Genomic DNA, 14,790 nt, shown 5'->3' with positions numbered 1-14,790 from the left:
GGTCATTGTCCCATCAGCGCCAGGGCCGGCGGGTGTTCCTCGGTGTCTGATCCCGCCGGCGTCCCGTCGCTGGCCGCCTCGGACCGCTCACGGCGGCGACGACGGACGGCTGCGACCCGGTCGACGACCAGACCGAGGACGAGCGCGACGCCCACACCGAGCACGGAACTGAGGAACGGCTGGTCCTCGAAGAGCTTGCCGGCGACGACGCCGATGATCGCGCTGTAGGCGGCCCAGGTCACTCCCCCGATGACACTGAGCGGCAGGAACCGTCGCCACGGGTATCGGAGGGCACCGGCGGACATGTTGACGACGACGCGGCCGACCGGGATGTACCGCGCCCCGAGGATCAGCGGGGCGCCGCGACGCCCGAGCGTCCGCTCTGCCCGATCGAAAGCCGCCGCGATCCGGGGACGCCGCATCCACGCGAAGCGCGTCGTGCCGACCCCGCGTCCGATGAGGTAGGCGATGTTGTCGCCGATCGCCGCGCCCACGGCCGCGACGGCGCAGAGGAGCAGGAGGTTCGATCCGCCGGTCGAGACCGCGACGGCCGCCGCGGCGACGAGCACCGTCTCGCTCGGGATCGGCGGGAAGAACCCGTCGATGACGGCGGTCGCGAACATCACCACGTACAGCCACGGTGAGGTCACTGCGTTGAGGATGAGCTCGTTGATGACGTCCATGCTCCGACGCTACGAAGCGGACGGCACCGCAGCATCACCCTGGGGTATCGCGGACCCCCTACCCCGGTGGTGTTCTGCGGCGCCGTCGGTGCCGTTCCCCCTCGGTGCCGGTCCTAGTCGACGACGGCCGGGACCGTCGGTTCGGCGTGCCCACGCGGGGCGAGCGCTTCGTGCGTGCTGATCTCGTAGGCGTTCTCGGCGTGGAGGACGACGTCGAGGCCCTGCGCCTCCGTCTCGGCCGGGACACGGATGCCCATCGTCTTGTCGAGCACCTTCGCGAGCACCCAGGTGATGGAGAAGGTGTAGACGAAGACGGCGACGATCGCGAGCGCCTGCTTGCCCAGGAGCAGGAAGCCACCGCCCGCGAGGAGCCCCTCTCCACCGCTCGGCGCGAGCGGCACAGCGAGGACACCGATGAGGAGGCCGCCGACGACACCGCCGACGAAGTGCAGCGCGGTGACGTCGAGGGCGTCGTCGAAGCCGAGGCGGACCTTGAGGCTCACCGCGAAGTAGCAGACGACCGCCGCGGCGGCACCGATCGCGAGGGAGCCGAGCGGGGTGACCGCACCGCAGGATGGCGTGATGGCGACGAGTGCGGCGATCGCGCCCGAGCAGGCACCGAGGGTGGTGGGGTGACCGTCGCGCAGCTTCTCGACGACGAGCCAGACGATGACGCCCGCGCAGGTCGCGGCGACGGTGTTGAACACGGCGACGGCGGCGTTGTTGTCGGCGGCACCGAGGGCGCTGCCGTCGAAGCCGATCCAGCCGACGAAGAGCAGGCCGGCGCCGAGGAGCGTGAGCGGGAGGCTGTGCGCCTTGGGCTGCGACGGGAAGCCATTCCGCTTGCCCAGGACGATGGCGAGGGCGAGGGCGGCGACCCCGGAGTTGACGTGGATCGCAGTGCTGCCGGCGTAGTCGATCGAGCCGATCGTGTTGGCGAGCCACCCGCCCTGCACGCTGCCGTCGGCGGAGTCGAAGGCGAAGACCCAGTGCGCGACCGGGAAGTAGACGAGCGTCGACCAGACACCGGCGAAGACCATCCACGCGCTGAACTTCATCCGACCGGCGGCCGCTCCGGCGACGATCCCGATCGTGAGACCGGCGAACATCAGGTGGAGCGCGGCGAGCGCCAGCGGCGGCAGCGCGCTCCCCTCAGGGGCGACGAGCAACTGACCGAGGCCCGGGTACTCGGTGGGGTCGCCGACGAGTCCGAGGCCACCGAGACTGTCGCCGAAGACCATCGAGTAGCCGAACGCGACCCAGAGGATCCCGACGAGACAGAACGACGCGAAGATCATCATCATCATGTTCATGGTGATGCGACGACTGACCATGCCGCCATAGAACATCGCCAGGCCGGGCAGCATGAGCGCCACGGCCACCACCGCCGTCAGGAGCCATGCCGTGTTGCCCGCGATTGCAGCCGTGTCCATCCGGACCTCCAGGGTTCGCGCGGGATCCGAAACGGACGACCGCATTTTCAATAGGTCATCCAATTGTCGTGACGACCGATTTCAATGCAGTATCGAATCCGTTTCGTGTTCGTTACGTCGCGTCTCCATAGACTTCCGAACACATTCCGAATACCATGAGTGGATGAGCGCTTCGACCTACCTCCCGACACTCAGCCGCCGTTCTTCCGATCTGAGCAAGCACTCGGCCGAGGTCTTCGCCGAGGCCGACGATCACCCAGTCACGGTGACCCGACGTGACGGCGAGCCACTGGTCCTCATGTCACAGCGTGAGGCCGAAGCCCGCGCGCACCTCCTGGACTTCGCTGCACAGCTCATCACCGTGACCCTCGACGACACCGGCACACTCGCTGAGCGGATGTCCCGGGCGTTCCCCTGGATGCTCGCGCTCTCGAACGCGGACCGGGCTACGTGCGCGCAAGACCTGGTCGACGCAGCCCGCGCGTCGATCGCGACCGATCAGCCGCACCTGGCGATCACCCGGCTGACCTCCTGGAAGGAGACGGCCACGGCCTTGGCTGCGGGCCTCGGCGCGGTCGATCTCGTGTGGCTCGAGACCGACGAGGTCGGGCCGGTGGAGCGCCCCTGACCGTGGCGGCATCCAAGAGAGGAGCGCTGGTTCCGCGCCCGCCGAAGAAGATCCAGTACGAGATACGCTTCGCGACCGCCGAGGCCAGCCGCGGGTGGCAAGACCTCGTCGCCACCATTCGGAACTCCATGGCCGACACCTGGGACTTCCTCACCTCGACACCGTTGAACACCACGCTCACGAATTACCGACTCATGGGCGATCTCGGCGTCATCACCCGAGCTGGGCAGACGCACGAACGCTGGCAACACAAGCCGACCGCGAAGGGGACGGCGCGTATCTGGTACTACGTCGACGGACGCACCGTCTACCTGGAGCAGGTGCACACGAGCCACCCGAACGAGACCAAGTAGTGCGGCATGGTCGACGAGAAGACTGCAGACGTTTGCCTTTTCATTGCCGAAGAGGCAAAAAATTACGATGCCCTACCAATGGGTCGTATCCACCCACGTAGCTCCGGTCGAGGCCGTTACGGGGATTGGCTGCAGCAAGTCGCCTGCGCCGCCAGCCACCCGACCCGCCACGGCGCGGTGAAGCCGATCGGCCACTAGGCACTGCGAGTCCGATCGCGCCCGAGACCAGCCCAGAACAGCTCACCAACGTGCTTACCGACTACCTGCGACCCACCCACCATCGGTTAGTGCGTATTCGCGTGCGAACTTGAACCCATTCTGTCACTCTATAGTTTGATAACTAGGGGGAAACATGCGTGTTGGACTGCCTGACCGGGCTTACTTGGCCGACCTGGAGCGATTCTTGACGATGATCGTCGACGATGAGTCACCGGATCTTACCTTCGCGCCAAAGCAAGGTCTGTTCTCACTTCACCCACTCGTCCTATGTATGATTGCCGCTCTCGCCGACAACTGCCGGACCAATGGCGGGCAGGTGAAGGTGGAAGGGCTCATCGCCAACAACAGCACACGCTACCTCCAGCGCATGGGGCTCTTCAAAATGATGGGCGTCGAGACTGACCTGCCTGTCGTAGAACACGACCCATCCGGTAGATTCATTCCGCTTACTCGAATTACAAACAATGCCGATTTGACGAAATTCGTGACGGACTTCGTGCCACTCCTCCACGCGACTCCAGGTGAGGCGGATTCCGTCAAGTACGTCCTTTTCGAGCTGATTCGTAATGTGCTCGAACATGCTGGCTCTAAAGACAGAGGCGCCATCGCGGCTGCTCAAGTTACCAAGTCCGGGCGTCTGCTTATCGGCGTGGCGGATTCCGGAATCGGAGTCAGGAAGTCACTCAGTCGGTCACATTCAGTGACAACCCACCAGTCAGCGATCACGCTCGCCTTTCAACCTGGCGTGACCGGCACAACTGCGCAATTTGGCGGGAACGAGACGAATGGCGGCGCTGGACTCTTCTTCATGAAGGCAATGAGCACCCTGGCACGACATCACATGGTCATGGTCACTGGAGACAGGCTCATGAAGCTCCTCACTCAGAAGCGGGTGAAGGGCGGGGCACCTGCCATCAAGTCAAAGCTTGAGGATGATCGGGTTCGCTGGCGGGAACTCTCATTTGAATTTAGCGGGACCGCTGTCGGTGTCGATATCACGGTCAAAGAAACACTGGCCTTCAACGAGCTACTCAAGGAGATTCGCGAGGTGTATCACGTGAACGTTCGAAAGTCAAAGCGCGAGAGGAATAAGGCGAGGTTTTCATGAGAGTTTTTGACCTTACCGGTGAATTCGCTGGAGACAAAGACGCCGCAGCGTCGATTCGCGATGACTATATCCGCCCAGCTCTTGCAAGCAAGAAGCAGGTGACGCTGGACTTCCGCGGTGTCGACCTCGCCACACAGTCGTTCATTCACGCACTGATCGCAGGCATAGTCCGAGAGAATTCAGACCACCTGGAATCAATCAAATTCAAGAACTGCAATGAGAACGTTCGTTCACTCATCGAGATAGTAGTTGAGTACGCACAAGATGACTTTGAGTGAACAAGTCGGTGACGACCACTTAATACTGTTCGCGTTCCCGCAGGCGCCTTCCGAGAGAACGTGACGGCCGTCAGCCGAAGGACGCAGTCGGATGTAGGCCGGCCTGAAGCCGCCGCATAGAATCCTCGCATGGTCAAGGCGAACGATCCCCGGTACCAGACACCACGGCTGATCCTGGGCTGGGCTTGGGCGGCCCTCGGCCTTGCACAACTCGCATTCAGGTTGCCCGCCGGCGCTGAGAGCCAGGGCTATCTGCTCGGGGTCATCCTGGGTGCTGCGCAGATCGTCCTCGGCGCGGTCGTGCTGGTCCAGGCCTGGCGGCTCCCGAAACGCCCGCCCCTCGACGCAGCCCGGACCGATGCCGGAGCCGGGCGATGACCCGTTCCCGCAAGCTGTGGCTCGTGGCGGCAATCATCTTCCTGGCGCTCGTGGCTGCGCAGCTCTGGATCATCGTCTCGGACTGGTCAGGGACGAGTCGAGACTGGTTCCAGCTCGTGCTCGCACTGACGACCGGAAGCGCGCCGAGCGTGAGGCCGCAGCGTGACGTACGACGAGGCGATGTTGCTGATGGCCGGCGCGATCGTTGCCTGCCTCCTCATGCTCGCGGGGCTGGCCGCGCTGAACTCGCGCGGCCGGCCCCACCCGCCAAAGCGATCCTCGTCATCACGGAAGCAGGTCGGTCACGACGGAACCAATGACGACGCCAGCGACTGCAGTACTGACGTACCTAACGGCGGCCCATCCCCGCTCGGCCCGACTGACGTAAGTCTCAGCTCTAGTCTTCCGGGTGATCCAAGTACCCGAGTACGCCGTCAGTGAGCTACCAGCGGAACCGAGCAGCGGGCTAACGGTGAGCACCAAGCTCCAAACAGGCGCACCGACCGACACGATCAGAACGGTCGGAACCAAAAACGCCAGCGCCGAGAGAAGCGCCAACGCCCGAGGAATCTTGTTGGCCTCGACCGCCACTCGTTCCCAGGGGTTCGCCGCGTGTCGGCGGAGAAACGCGACGATGTCATTACCCAATGACGACACGTGGCTGTCGTCGTCGATCGACGAAACCAACGTTCGTGCGCTGGTTAGCTCGATGGTGAAGCGGGGGCTCCGCGTCTTGATCCTGAGCTCGCGCAGTTCCTTGCCAGACAGCGAGACCACGTCAGCAGCCGAATCCATCGCGACGTCCTCGCCAGCCATGAGACGCGGCTGAGCGCCCCTGTCCTCCAGCATCTCGATCAAGCCTGCGAGATCGTCCTGAAACAGTCGCACCCGCGGAGCAAATTCTCGGAACGTGTAGTAGGCATCTCTGCCGCTTCTTCTGACCGCCATGTCGCCGCCTCCTGCGATGTTTCGCTCACCTTACAGCGAGGCAGAGACGGCGCAATGATTCTACCGAGACCCTTGGATTACGACTCGGGCCGTCCGTCGTTTGCCGCGCGAATCGACCCATTCTGCTTCACCCTTCGCGCCGTACAGATCGGCCTCCAAGCTGTCGCCGCAAAACATCTCGAAGCGATACCGCCCGTCGAGGCTCGACTTCCCATGCAACGGCCCCTCGAAATCGACATAGTTCGGCAGACCAGTTGTCAGGTGAAGTTTCACCGTCGGCGAGACAAGTGACCCTTCACCGGCGTTGAAAAGCGTCCACTTCGCAGCGTCACTCGCAACCTTCATTCCTCGAAAGAGCTCGGCCGGCTCTGCACTCCGAATCAGTGTGAGATGCACGGATCGTTTGTCTCTCCAGCTTCGGAGGTTCACCCAGGTGTTGACCACAGCCGCCCCGAATGCGAGTAGCGAGATCGCAAGTGCCGCAATCGGCACCCAGTCGGGTACGCCTCCGACGGCGGCAGCGGGCATCGGCGATGGCGTCATCTCGCGAGCCTACCGACCCGCGAGACCTCCGGTGCTGGGCTGTATTGCACGAAGAGGCATCGGCGTGTACGAAAGCGTCGATGACCACAATGGCCATCGACGCTCTCGCGTGCTATCTATACTGGCCGGGCTGTGCGCACTCCATTGGCGAGCTCGGCCCCGCTCGGTTCACGAGTACCGTCCTCGACCCGGAGGATCCTCACCTCAACCGTGTGCGTGCTGCTGTGGCGATCGGCGGAGCACACCGTGAGGTCAGCGATGAGGCCATCGCGGTGCTGGTGCTCGTCCGGCACCGGCTCATGCAGGACCTGGTGAGCGCGCTGGTGCGAAACCCCCATGATCATCCCGATGTCACGCATCGAGATACCCCCGCTGGAGAGCCGACGTGCGGCGATCCGGGTCTCGATCGTCGCTTCTTGGGCGACCCAGTCCGCGACGGTCCGCAACTCGCGTGCTCGTTCGAGGTGCTCGGACGCCTCCTCCGGTAGAACCGGCTGCACGTCGATCTCGACTTCTTCCTCCGGCACGCCGGCGACGAACGCGATCGCTTCCTTAATCTGGTCTGCCTGGTCGAGCCGTGCCACCTGCGTGATCGCACCCGGCACGTCCACCGCCTGCAGTACCCACCACTTCGCTGTGCGCTCTGCGGTGACTGTGTATGTGGTCACTTCCTCCACCATCCCTTTCCGAGTTGGTCCGCGAACTGGTCGAAGAACTTCCGCGCGGTCACATCATCAATCTCGCTGTGCCTACCGAGGGTCGAGCGCTTGCCGTCAATCGTGATGCCTGTGTGGTTCTTCAGCTCGCTTTCGTCGTAGCTCAGGCCGCAAGCTTTCGCCGCATCCCTGAGCTTCTTCAGCACTGCTGTCCGTTTCATGACTATAGTCTACCTGAGATAGACAAAGCAAGTCAAGTTGAACTAGACGGATTCCCGACAGTCGGTCGGGTCGGACCGTCGGGACGCTCCCGGGACGCCAGCGCGCTGACCGTCATCACCGCGGGCCTGGGGTCCCGCCGCGGGGACGGCCAGGTGCAAATCCAACCCAGAGACAAGCCTCCGGCGGGTTAGCCGGCAGCGAGGTCGAGGTGGAGCGCAGCCCGCTCGACGTCGGCGAGCGCTGCGCGGTCGACCAACAGGCTGTGCAGGGTGGCGGAGGCGGTGCGCCGCGCGAAGGCCCTGATGCGGTCCGTCTCGCTCGCACCCTCGGCGGCCTCGACCGGCGGGTACTGGGCGGCGATGTCGCCGGAGCCATAGCGGAAGGCCTTCTGCATGCCCTCGTTGGCGTGGAGTGCGGCGGCCGCAGCCCACTCCGGCGTCTCGCTGCCGCCGAGGACGAGGGTCCCCTGCTCGACGCCGTCTCGGATGAGTCCGGCGATGAACGTGAACAGCGTGCGGTAGTCGTCCCAGAACGACGCGAGGTCGTCGGGATGCTCCGCCGCGAGCCGCTCGATCTCGTTGTAGTCGAAGGGCGCCTCGCAGATCGCGACACCGTCCTCGTAGAGGACGCGGTAGAGCTTCGCGGGGACGTCGGCCTCGATCGGACCGAGGGCCTCCGCGGCGCCGACCGACTGGCGGTTCGAGGCGGCGGTCGCCCGGAGCACCTCGCGCTTGTTCGCGAACCAGTAGTAGAGCGAGGACTGCTTCATCCCGCACGCTTCGGCCAGCATCGTCATGCTCGTGCGCTCGTACCCGCGCTCCGCGAACAGCCTGGTCGCGACCTGGATGATCTCCTCACGAGGATCCTCGGCGGCGACCCCGCTGGCGCGAGGACGACCTGGCGATGCTCCTGTGCGGCCGGCCATCGATCACCACTCCCTGCTCGCGGACACCTCCGCCAATCCTACGGGCGGGCACAGCGCCTCAGCCCTCGGCCAGCAGCTCCCGCATGGCCGCCTCGATCACGGCCGTCTCGGCGGCGCGCACGCCAGGCCGCCCAGCCACGTGTCCGAGGTCGGACTCGATCACCCGCACCTCGCTCCGACGCATCATCGCCGACTCCAGGACGTTGTCCTCGACGGTGAAGTAGAGGTCGGTCGACGACGGCATGACGATGCTCCGCGCGCGCACTCGCCCGAGCGCCGCAGCCAACCCGCCCTCGACCCCCTGCCCGGGATCCGCCCGCTGCCAGGTGCGCAGCATCGCGAGCAGGTCGTTCGCGTCACACCGCTCGTGGTCGGCCGCCCAGTCCTCGAGGAGGTCTGCGACGTCGGCGTACCCGAGCTCGCGGTAGGTGCCGTCCCGGAAGAACGCCTGCGAGTAGGCCCACCCCGCATAGACCCTCCCGAATGCGCGGAGTCCGGTCCGCGGCGGTGTCGTGTATCGGCCGTCGTCGAAGGCCGGATCCGCCCGGAGCGCCGCCTCGACGCCCGCCAGGAAGACGGCGTTGTGGGGCGAACACCGCGCGGCACCGGCGACGGGGAGGAACGCGTCGACGAACTCCGGATACCGCACCGCCCACTCGTAGGCCTGCAGCGCGCCCATCGACCAGCCGGCGATCAACCGCCAGCGGCGGACACCGAGGTGGTCGGCGAGCTGCCGTTGCGCACGGACGTCGTCACCGATCGAGACCTCGGGGAACGCGGCACCGCGCACCTCCTCAGCCGCGTTCGACGGCGACGTCGAGACGCCGTTGCCGAACAGGTTCACCGAGACGATGAACCAACGGGCCGGGTCGAGCGCGCGGCCCGGCCCGATCCACGGCTCGTAGCTCGCGTGCGTCCCGGTGTAGTAGCTCGGGAGCAGGACGGCGTTGTCACCGTCGGCGTTCAGCGCGCCCTGCGTCGTGTACGCGAGTCGCGCCTCCGGGAGGTCCGCGCCGGACTCCAGCGCGAACCTCCCGAGGTCGAGGACCTGGTGCATCGGGATCAGAAGAACTTCAGGTAGCGGGCGGTCTCCCAGTCCGACACGTGCGCCTGGTACTCGTTCCACTCCTGGCGCTTGTAGTCGATGAACGCGTCGTACATCGCCTCGCCGAACACGGCACGCGACAGCGAGTCGGTGGCGAACTCGTCGACCGCCTCACCGAGGCTGCGCGGCAGCATGCCGATACCGAGCTGAGCGACCTGCGCCTCGGTGTAGTCGTACATGTTCTCGGTGTGCGGCGCTCCCGGATCGAGGTCCTCACGGATGCCCTCGAGGCCCGCGGCGAGGATGAGCGCCGCCCCGAGGTACGGGTTGCAGCTGATGTCCGCAGCCCGGCACTCCACGCGCCCGCCCTGGAGCGGCACGCGCAGCATGTTGGTCCGGTTGTTGTTGCCGTAGCTCACGAAGACCGGAGCCCAGGTGGAACCCGACATGCTGCCCTGACGCACGAGCCGCTTGTAGCTGTTGACCGTCGGCGCGATGACCGCCGAGAGCGCGGGCGCGTGCTTGAGGACACCGGCGATGAACTTGTAGCCGAGCTCCGAGATGCCGCAACCACGTGGGTCGTCGTCGGTCTCGAACAGGTTCTCGCCGGTCTCGATGTCGGCGAGCGACATGTTGAAGTGCGCGCCCGACCCGCTCCGGTCGGCGAAGGGCTTCGGCATGAAGGTCGCGAAGTAACCGTGCTTGCGGACGATCTCGTTGGCCATGAGCCGGAAGAAGACGGCGCGGTCGGCCATGGTGAGGGCGTCGGAGTAGTTGAAGTCGATCTCGAACTGCCCCGGGGCGTCCTCGTGGTCGAACGAGTACACGCCCCAGCCCATCTCGGTCATCGCCTCGACCAGCTCGGTGAGCCAATCGAGGTTGTCGAGCGCGGCGGTCGCCGTGTAGCAGGGCTTCGCGAGGTCGTCGCGGTCGCTGACCTCGGTCACACCCTCCGGGGTGTCCTTGAGGACGAAGAACTCGGTCTCGATCCCGAGGTTGAAGGTGAAGCCCATCTCGGCAGCCGCATCGAGCTGGCGCTTGAGGATGTTGCGCGACGCCGCCTCGAACGGCTCGCCCTTCGTGTAGAGGTCGCTCGCGAAGAAGGCGACGTCCTTCCGCCACGGCAACTGCACGGCGCTGTCGAGGTCGGGACGGGCGGAGAGCTCCTCGTCACTGATCGCCTGCGGGAGGCCGTCGAGCGCAGCCCCCGTGAAGAGCTCCGATCCCCCGGCCATGCGCTCGAGGTGGGACAGCGGGACGAACTTGGTCTTGATGCTGCCGTGCATGTCCACGAAGCTCGCCATCGCGTACTTGACGCCGGCCTCCTGCAGGCGGGCGCGGACGGACTCCACGGTGGTAACGGTCTCGACGACGGTCATGGGATGCTCCTCCGGTTGCGTCGCTGCCCTCGCCGCGACTCATTTCGATACTGTATTGAAAGTATGCGCGGGCGGAGTTTCGATGCAGTGTCGAAAGTGTTTCGAGGGTGTGAACGCTGTGCCGAGGTGCACTGGAACACAGAACCGGCGCCCGCCGCGAGTGCGACGGACGCCGGTTCCGAGCGGCGTGGTTACGGGACGATGACCGCACGCCCGCGGATCGTTCCCGCGTGCAGGTCCTCGTAGGCCTTCGGGGCGTCGGCGAGCGAGTACGGCTGCACCTCGACGTCGACCTTGCCCGCCTTCGCGAGCTCGAAGACCTCGATGAGCTCGCTCCGCGAACCCCAGTACGGCACTCGCACGGCGGCGTCGTAGGCGATCGACCCGAAGCCGACGGTCGCCGAACCGCCGCCGATGCCCACGATCGTCACGTCGGCCTCCATGGCGGCGACCGCGGTGGCCGTGGCGATGGTCGGGCCTGCGCCGACGAAGTCGAACACGGCGTCGACCCCGATGCCGCCGGTCAGCTCGCGGATCTTGCCTGCAGCCGATTCGTCGCTGATGAGCGTGACGTCGGCACCGACGTGCTTGGCCAGCTCGAGCTTCTCGTCGCTCACGTCGAGGACGATGACCGTCGCACCGGAGAGCGCCTTGAGCATCTGGATGCCGACGTGACCGAGGCCACCGGATCCGATGACGACGGCGAAGGTGCCGGCACCGAGCTTCGGCAGGCTGCGCTTGATCGCGTGGTACGGCGTGAGGCCCGCGTCGGTGAGCGACACGTTCTTCACGGGGTCGAGGTCGCCGATCGGCACCAGGTGACGCACGTCGTCGACGATCATGTACTCGGCCATCGAGCCCTGGCTGCCGAGCCCGGGAGGACGGATCCCCTCGGCGACGGCGTTCGTGCAGTAGTTCTCCTTGCCCTGCGAACAGTTCAGGCAGTGGCCGCAGCCCCACGGCCCGTAGACGGCGACCGCGTCTCCGATCTGCAGGCCCGTCTCGACACCCTCACCGAACGACTCGATGACGCCGGCACCCTCGTGTCCGAGCGTGAGCGGCAGCGGGTACTGCTGCGCGAGGTAGTCCTCCTCGGGGAGGCTCATGACGTAGTCGTCGGAGTGGCAGACACCGGCGGCGGTGACCTTCAGCAGGATCTCACCCGGCCCCGGTGTCGGCTTCTCGATCTCGACGACCTCGGGGGCCGAGCCGATCTTCGTGTACCGCAGTGCCTTCATGGTGAGACATCCTCCTCGAGCGTCGGAACCGCACGCCGCAGTCGCTCACTAAGCGACGTGTGTCAGATAAGTCTGACCGTTCCAGTATGCGCCTCGATCCGTCGGCCGGCACCCCGTTGACAGGCCGGGCCGTCGACACCCGTCAGGACGGTTCCCAGGCCAGGACGACATCGAGGAGCTCAGCACGCGACAACCCGCTGTCGACCTGGAGGACCGGTTGCGGCAGCGTCGCGAGCCAAGCCTCGTGCGACGCCCGACTCCGGCCGTCGAACGCAGGGTCGTCGTAGCCACTCGCCCAGGCTCGGAACTCCCGCCACGCACGGTCGTCGTGCGGTTCACCGGCCCGCCGCTCGATCTCTCGGGCCTCCAGACGCCGCAGCCGTTCCGCCGGGTCGAGGGTCACGAAGACGATCGCGTCGCATTCGGCGACGATCTCGTCACCCCAGCCGGGCATCGAGCCCGACAGGACCCAGGCCTCGCGCGGCACGAACAGCTCACGCATGAGCCGCACCCGCTCCGCGTCCGAACGCTTGGTCACGTAGGGCGGGTCGGTCGGCACCCAGAAGTAGTCGTCGGCGTCGGCGTGCGGGACGGACCAGTGGTCGGCGAGCGCCCGCCCGAGCGTCGTCACGCCACTGCCACTCGCACCCATCACGTGCACTCTCGATCGTCGCATCCGTCCATTCTGACCGGTCGGACGCGGACGAGCTCAGGCGCGGTCGTGGAGGGTCAACTGGTAGCCGTCCGGGTCGGCGAAGGTGAAGGTGCGACCGAACGGGCCGTCGATCGGCGCCGAGACGATCGTGTGCCCGTCGGCGACGAGGGCGTCGTGGATCACCTGGACGTCCGTGGCGTGCAGCCAGATCGCCGCGCCGATCCCAGGCTGGGGCACGGAGGCGAGATCGGTTCCGGGGACGATGTCGCGCAGGGCGAAGGCGGTCGGCGTCGCCTCGAAGACGACCGCGTGCGGCGGGCCGGCCTGCGAGCGGACGAGGCCGAGGTACTGCTCGTAGAAGGCCTGCGAGGCGTCGAGGTCGGCGACCTGGAGGGAGATGAAGTCCGGTCCGGTGACGGGCATGATGTGCATCCAATCGTATTGTGTCAGTTATCTGACACGCATCACTCTATGTCAGAATACTGACATGGGTCAAGATCGGATCGAACTGGACACGTCGCTCGGCTACCTCCTGAAGGAGGCGGCGAGCGCGCTCCGCTCAGCGATGGAGGCGGTCTTGCGGCCACTCGGCATGACGATCACGCACTACTCCTGCCTCGAACTCCTCGCCCAGCGACCTGGGCTGTCGAACTCCGAGCTCGCCCGCGGGGCCTTCGTGACCCGCCAGTCGATGAACGTCCTCTTGCAGGCCCTCGAGCGCGACGGCTTCGTCAGCCGCCCCGAACAGGCCCCCGTCGGCAAGGCGCTGCCGACGCGACTCACCCCGCTCGGCCGCGAGCAGCTCGCGCAGGCGTCCGCCGCCGTGCGATCGGTCGAAGTCCGGATGCTGAGTGGCATGACCCCCGATCAGCAGCGGGAGGCGCTCGTCGTCCTGCGCAGCATGATCCGATCACTTCGCGACGACGAGGACTGAGGAGCCGATCAGTCGGTGACGGGAAGCGTCTCGACGAAGGCCTGGATCCGGTCCGCCACAGCGACCGGCACCTGCCAGGCCGTGAAGTGCGCCCCGCGATCCAGTTCCGTCCAGCTCCGGATGTCGCTGTACGCCCGCGCCGCGTAGGAGCGCGGGAGTCCGCGTTCGCCCGTCTGCACGGCGACGGCCACGGGCACCTCGATCAGCGGGAGTTCGGGCTGCTTCGGGTGGTCGCGATACGGCCGGAACGAGGATCCGATGCTCTGCGTGAACCAGTACAGCGAGACCGTGGTCAGTAGCTCGTCGTCGGTCCACCAGGTGCCGTCGCCCGCCCACGCGAGCAGCTTCTCCGCGATCCATGCGGCGAGGCCCACCGGTGAGTCGTTCAGGGCCGTCGCGAGGATCTCGGGCCTGGTGGCCTGCACCCGGGCGTAGGCGAGACCGCGAGCCCACTCCTGGTCGTGTCGATCGAGCCAGCCCTGCTCCTCGGCGGTGAGGTCGCGGGCTCGGGACGCCGCCGGGAAGGCGGCGTGGGTCGCGAACTGGCCGATCACCGATTCGGGATGCAGCGCCGCGAGCCAGTCGCTCGTCGTCGAACCGACGTCCTCGCCGTAGGTGAGGTAGCTCACGTGCCCCAACACCTCGGTCATGAGCGCGTGCATCAGTTCGGCGACCACCGGACCGGTGAACGGCCGGTCCGAGAGCGGCGCCGAGAACCCGTACCCGGGCAGGGAGGGGACGACGACCTCGAAGCCGAGTGTCCGGCCGCCTCCGAGGTCGACCGTGCGTCCTGCGAGTTCCCTCGCCAGCGGCAGCATCTCGACGAAGGAGTACGGCCAACCGTGGAACGCGATCACCGGGACCGTCACCGTGACGCCGCCCGATGCCGGTAGCCGCGCGACATGCAGCCGCTGCCCGTCGACCTCCACCTCGAACTGTGGCACCTCCTGGAGCTCGCGTTCGACGCGCCGCCAGTCGAAGCCGTCCCGCCAGTGGGCGACGAGTGCCCGCAAACGGTCGAGCGAGAGGGCGCTCTCCTCGGCCGCATCACCGATCGCGGCGGGGAGGCGAACCGTGTCGAGTCGCCGCCGCAGGTCTTCGAGGTCGGCATCGGGCACCTGGATCCGGAACGAACGCATGCACTCGACGCTAGAGCAGAGGTCCG

General features: G+C 66.3%; 19 protein-coding genes. 6 read left to right on the top strand and 13 right to left on the bottom strand.

Annotated elements, in window-relative coordinates:
- Positions 1-2: 2 nt before the first annotated feature.
- Together HOW07_RS09545 and HOW07_RS09540 are read right to left on the bottom strand one after the other, a co-directional pair.
- The gene (locus tag HOW07_RS09545) at positions 3-683 is read right to left on the bottom strand and encodes a DedA family protein (protein WP_175116771.1); all 681 of its coding nucleotides are present in this window, start codon (positions 681-683) and stop codon (positions 3-5) included.
- Between the two features lie 113 nt (positions 684-796).
- On the bottom strand, positions 797-2,116 hold the full coding sequence (locus HOW07_RS09540) for an ammonium transporter (RefSeq protein ID WP_079000762.1): 1,320 nt from the start codon (positions 2,114-2,116) through the stop codon (positions 797-799).
- 163 nt (positions 2,117-2,279) lie between these two features.
- Between HOW07_RS09540 and HOW07_RS09535 the strand changes: the two genes are divergently transcribed.
- The 5 genes from HOW07_RS09535 to HOW07_RS09515 all read left to right on the top strand — a co-directional run bounded on the left by HOW07_RS09535 (position 2,280) and on the right by HOW07_RS09515 (position 5,080).
- Positions 2,280-2,744: a type II toxin-antitoxin system Phd/YefM family antitoxin gene (locus HOW07_RS09535; RefSeq protein WP_064295825.1), complete on the top strand. Its 465-nt coding sequence runs from the start codon at positions 2,280-2,282 to the stop codon at positions 2,742-2,744.
- 2 nt (positions 2,745-2,746) lie between these two features.
- Positions 2,747-3,097, top strand: coding sequence for a hypothetical protein (locus HOW07_RS09530; protein ID WP_175116770.1), 351 nt, complete (start codon positions 2,747-2,749; stop codon positions 3,095-3,097).
- Between the two features lie 352 nt (positions 3,098-3,449).
- On the top strand, positions 3,450-4,424 hold the full coding sequence (locus tag HOW07_RS09525) for an ATP-binding protein (protein WP_175116769.1): 975 nt from the start codon (positions 3,450-3,452) through the stop codon (positions 4,422-4,424).
- Positions 4,421-4,702: an STAS-like domain-containing protein gene (locus HOW07_RS09520; RefSeq protein ID WP_175116768.1), complete on the top strand. Its 282-nt coding sequence runs from the start codon at positions 4,421-4,423 to the stop codon at positions 4,700-4,702. The genes HOW07_RS09525 and HOW07_RS09520 overlap by 4 nt, the downstream gene beginning before the upstream one ends.
- A gap of 129 nt (positions 4,703-4,831) precedes the next feature.
- Entirely contained in the window at positions 4,832-5,080 is a 249-nt protein-coding gene (locus HOW07_RS09515) for a hypothetical protein (protein WP_175116767.1), read from the top strand.
- A gap of 285 nt (positions 5,081-5,365) precedes the next feature.
- Here HOW07_RS09515 and HOW07_RS09510 read toward each other — a convergent pair whose 3' ends face one another.
- The 10 genes from HOW07_RS09510 to HOW07_RS09465 form a co-directional block, all read right to left on the bottom strand.
- Entirely contained in the window at positions 5,366-6,028 is a 663-nt protein-coding gene (locus HOW07_RS09510) for a hypothetical protein (protein WP_175116766.1), read from the bottom strand.
- Between the two features lie 60 nt (positions 6,029-6,088).
- Positions 6,089-6,571 (bottom strand): hypothetical protein, encoded by a 483-nt coding sequence (locus tag HOW07_RS09505; protein ID WP_175116765.1) that lies wholly within the window; start codon positions 6,569-6,571, stop codon positions 6,089-6,091.
- Between the two features lie 116 nt (positions 6,572-6,687).
- Positions 6,688-7,251: a hypothetical protein gene (locus HOW07_RS09500; RefSeq protein WP_175116764.1), complete on the bottom strand. Its 564-nt coding sequence runs from the start codon at positions 7,249-7,251 to the stop codon at positions 6,688-6,690.
- A complete protein-coding gene (locus HOW07_RS09495) occupies positions 7,236-7,448 on the bottom strand; it encodes a ribonuclease PH (RefSeq protein WP_175116763.1) in 213 nt (70 codons plus the stop codon). Before HOW07_RS09495 ends, HOW07_RS09500 begins: the two co-directional genes overlap by 16 nt.
- 188 nt (positions 7,449-7,636) lie before the next feature.
- Positions 7,637-8,374 (bottom strand): TetR/AcrR family transcriptional regulator, encoded by a 738-nt coding sequence (locus tag HOW07_RS09490; RefSeq protein ID WP_175116762.1) that lies wholly within the window; start codon positions 8,372-8,374, stop codon positions 7,637-7,639.
- Between the two features lie 58 nt (positions 8,375-8,432).
- Complete coding sequence (locus HOW07_RS09485) at positions 8,433-9,431, bottom strand: alpha/beta fold hydrolase (RefSeq protein ID WP_175116761.1); 999 nt, start codon at positions 9,429-9,431, stop codon at positions 8,433-8,435.
- A 5-nt stretch (positions 9,432-9,436) separates the two neighbouring features.
- Positions 9,437-10,798 (bottom strand): type III glutamate--ammonia ligase, encoded by a 1,362-nt coding sequence (gene glnT / locus HOW07_RS09480; protein ID WP_064295821.1) that lies wholly within the window; start codon positions 10,796-10,798, stop codon positions 9,437-9,439.
- Between the two features lie 191 nt (positions 10,799-10,989).
- Positions 10,990-12,036 carry an NAD(P)-dependent alcohol dehydrogenase gene (locus tag HOW07_RS09475; protein ID WP_079000745.1) on the bottom strand — a complete coding sequence of 349 codons (1,047 nt, stop codon included), beginning with the start codon at positions 12,034-12,036 and terminating at the stop codon, positions 10,990-10,992.
- A 142-nt stretch (positions 12,037-12,178) separates the two neighbouring features.
- The gene (locus HOW07_RS09470; protein WP_175116760.1) at positions 12,179-12,712 is read right to left on the bottom strand and encodes a hypothetical protein; all 534 of its coding nucleotides are present in this window, start codon (positions 12,710-12,712) and stop codon (positions 12,179-12,181) included.
- Between the two features lie 33 nt (positions 12,713-12,745).
- A complete protein-coding gene (locus HOW07_RS09465) occupies positions 12,746-13,114 on the bottom strand; it encodes a VOC family protein (protein WP_175116759.1) in 369 nt (122 codons plus the stop codon).
- A gap of 64 nt (positions 13,115-13,178) precedes the next feature.
- On the opposite strand from HOW07_RS09465, the gene HOW07_RS09460 reads away from it, so the two are divergent.
- Positions 13,179-13,625 carry a MarR family winged helix-turn-helix transcriptional regulator gene (locus tag HOW07_RS09460; protein ID WP_071261399.1) on the top strand — a complete coding sequence of 149 codons (447 nt, stop codon included), beginning with the start codon at positions 13,179-13,181 and terminating at the stop codon, positions 13,623-13,625.
- A gap of 8 nt (positions 13,626-13,633) precedes the next feature.
- Here the strand turns inward: HOW07_RS09460 and HOW07_RS09455 are convergent, their stop codons facing one another.
- Positions 13,634-14,764, bottom strand: a complete 1,131-nt coding sequence (locus HOW07_RS09455; protein ID WP_175116758.1) for an epoxide hydrolase family protein — start codon at positions 14,762-14,764, stop codon at positions 13,634-13,636.
- Between the last annotated feature and the right edge of the window lie 26 nt (positions 14,765-14,790).

The organism is Plantibacter sp. MCCC 1A11337 (assembly GCF_013349365.1).
GTDB classification, from domain to species: domain Bacteria; phylum Actinomycetota; class Actinomycetes; order Actinomycetales; family Microbacteriaceae; genus Plantibacter; species Plantibacter flavus_A.
The sequence above is the reverse complement of the archived record's forward strand: the minus strand, read 5'-3'. Positions and strand labels throughout refer to the sequence as shown.

Bases quoted from the DNA above. Each gene is read 5' to 3' on its own strand.
- HOW07_RS09545 (WP_175116771.1), bottom strand. From the start codon at position 683: ATGGACGTCATCAACGAGCTCATCCTCAACGCAGTGACCTCACCGTGG.
- HOW07_RS09540 (WP_079000762.1), bottom strand. From the start codon at position 2,116: ATGGACACGGCTGCAATCGCGGGCAACACGGCATGGCTCCTGACGGCG.
- HOW07_RS09535 (WP_064295825.1), top strand. From the start codon at position 2,280: ATGAGCGCTTCGACCTACCTCCCGACACTCAGCCGCCGTTCTTCCGAT.
- HOW07_RS09525 (WP_175116769.1), top strand. From the start codon at position 3,450: ATGCGTGTTGGACTGCCTGACCGGGCTTACTTGGCCGACCTGGAGCGA.
- HOW07_RS09520 (WP_175116768.1), top strand. From the start codon at position 4,421: ATGAGAGTTTTTGACCTTACCGGTGAATTCGCTGGAGACAAAGACGCC.
- HOW07_RS09515 (WP_175116767.1), top strand. From the start codon at position 4,832: ATGGTCAAGGCGAACGATCCCCGGTACCAGACACCACGGCTGATCCTG.
- HOW07_RS09510 (WP_175116766.1), bottom strand. From the start codon at position 6,028: ATGGCGGTCAGAAGAAGCGGCAGAGATGCCTACTACACGTTCCGAGAA.
- HOW07_RS09505 (WP_175116765.1), bottom strand. From the start codon at position 6,571: ATGACGCCATCGCCGATGCCCGCTGCCGCCGTCGGAGGCGTACCCGAC.
- HOW07_RS09500 (WP_175116764.1), bottom strand. From the start codon at position 7,251: ATGGTGGAGGAAGTGACCACATACACAGTCACCGCAGAGCGCACAGCG.
- HOW07_RS09495 (WP_175116763.1), bottom strand. From the start codon at position 7,448: ATGAAACGGACAGCAGTGCTGAAGAAGCTCAGGGATGCGGCGAAAGCT.
- HOW07_RS09490 (WP_175116762.1), bottom strand. From the start codon at position 8,374: ATGGCCGGCCGCACAGGAGCATCGCCAGGTCGTCCTCGCGCCAGCGGG.
- HOW07_RS09485 (WP_175116761.1), bottom strand. From the start codon at position 9,431: ATGCACCAGGTCCTCGACCTCGGGAGGTTCGCGCTGGAGTCCGGCGCG.
- glnT (WP_064295821.1), bottom strand. From the start codon at position 10,798: ATGACCGTCGTCGAGACCGTTACCACCGTGGAGTCCGTCCGCGCCCGC.
- HOW07_RS09475 (WP_079000745.1), bottom strand. From the start codon at position 12,036: ATGAAGGCACTGCGGTACACGAAGATCGGCTCGGCCCCCGAGGTCGTC.
- HOW07_RS09470 (WP_175116760.1), bottom strand. From the start codon at position 12,712: ATGCGACGATCGAGAGTGCACGTGATGGGTGCGAGTGGCAGTGGCGTG.
- HOW07_RS09465 (WP_175116759.1), bottom strand. From the start codon at position 13,114: ATGCCCGTCACCGGACCGGACTTCATCTCCCTCCAGGTCGCCGACCTC.
- HOW07_RS09460 (WP_071261399.1), top strand. From the start codon at position 13,179: ATGGGTCAAGATCGGATCGAACTGGACACGTCGCTCGGCTACCTCCTG.
- HOW07_RS09455 (WP_175116758.1), bottom strand. From the start codon at position 14,764: ATGCGTTCGTTCCGGATCCAGGTGCCCGATGCCGACCTCGAAGACCTG.